Origin of the sequence: Bartonella sp. TT110JLCBS (assembly GCF_042193405.1) — a bacterium.
Lineage (GTDB): Bacteria > Pseudomonadota > Alphaproteobacteria > Rhizobiales > Rhizobiaceae > Bartonella.
On sequence record NZ_JBHILT010000088.1, the window covers coordinates 1 to 1,673 of the forward strand.

The 1,673-nt window shown below is 40.8% G+C and carries 2 pseudogenes; both read left to right on the forward strand.

Going from position 1 to position 1,673, the window contains the following annotated elements:
* A pseudogene (locus tag ACFILW_RS09610) lies at window positions 1-825 on the forward strand (hypothetical protein); the annotation flags it as partial.
* Window positions 826-1,673, forward strand: a pseudogene (locus ACFILW_RS09615) (hypothetical protein); the annotation flags it as partial.

The following is a 1,673-nucleotide window of genomic DNA, read 5'->3' on the forward strand; positions in this document are numbered from 1 at the left end:
GTCGAGTATCTAAAGTCCAAAGGCTACAGTGATGAAGAAGCTGCTGTCATGGCAAGGAATCCTCAAATGCTTAGTGCGATGCTAACAGGTGGTGATAAACCTCAGTTAGATAAAGGTTATGAATGGGATCCCAATTCACAACTAGGTGAACGTAGAGCGAGACCGGTTAAGGGGTCGATGCAGGAACTTGAGTATAATCAGAAAAAACGAGACATAGAAGAGTGGGAAATAGGTAAGAGAAACACTGCTGCTGTAGCAGCAAAAGAAATTAATCATATTGTGGATACAGTTAACAATGCTCTTCAAATTATAGAGAAGAATCCCAAAAAGGCTGCTGGTAAGGTCGGTGCTTTTGCTCAGATTTTCCCCGATACTGCTGCAAAAACATTAAAAAATAAATTAAAAACGCTTGAAGGTGGTGTCTTTGTTCGAGTGATTGAAGCAATCAAAAAGCAAAGTGACGGCGGGAAATTAGGCGTTGGACCGTTATCTAATGAAGAAAGCAGGCGCATAGTAGCATCTTATGGTACTATGGACATTAGCGATAAACCAGAAGAACTATATAAAACGCTCTTAAAAATCAAAGATATGTTTGATCTTTTTAAAAAACTGAATGATGAGGAAATTTATAGGTTGTCAAATGGAATGGAAGTAAGACCGCGTCTAAAGTATTCTGCTCAATATGCTAATCAGTCGATGTCACAAGGAGGTAGTGCAAACTTGCCAACTATAAGTAGCAGAGAAGATATTAAAAAACTTGCTATTGGAGAAAGAGTATCCATACCAGACGGTAACTATATATATGACATTATTAGGGATAGATAAATGGTTCATCATAATAATACTCATCAAGATTTTCCAGATTTTGGTCCTGGAATAAGAATTATACGCCGTATCCCTAAAGAGGAATACGAAACATCGGTAGAGGAACCATTTCCAGATTTTGGTCCTGGAATAAGGGTTATACGTCGTATCCCTAAAGATGAATACGAAACATCATCCCAACATCCCGAAATAAGTAGCAGTGAAGCCTTTTGGAATTCTTTAAAGCATGGTTTGAGTTTTAATTTAGATGATGAGATTGCGGGGATCACAGCGGCAGGACGTGATTCTGATGATGAGTTGGCAATAAAGGCTTTTGCGAAGGGGCTTTACAACTATTGGACTGGAGATAAGAAAACCATAGAAAAATATGAGAAAGAAGCCAATAGAATACGTGATTATTATCGTAGGATGAGTGATCAACATTATTGGACTTCTTTTGCTGGAAATGCTTTAGGGTCGGCAATTCCTTCCCTTGCGACTTTAGGGGGAGGACTGTTAGCCTCAGGAGCACGCTTTGTAGCGCCTACACTTGCAAGGAATGTGGCGGGGTCAAAATTAGGTCAAGCCTTTTTGAAAGCAGGTCAGTTACCCCCAAGTCGATTTGCAAGTCCATTTTTAGGCATCACGAACAAAACAACATTGCCGCATTTGCTTAAAGTAGGGGCGGCATCTGGTGCATTACATGGCGCAGGAGAAGGCGAAGGGCTTGGTAATACACTTACAAGTACGTTATCTGGTGCAGGTTTAGGAGCGGGCGGGGCATTGGTTGGAAGTGCTTTAGGTCATTTGGCTGGTTCTACTGTCGGTGGAATACGAAGACTTTTTTCTCCTTCTCATAAGGAAGGTGT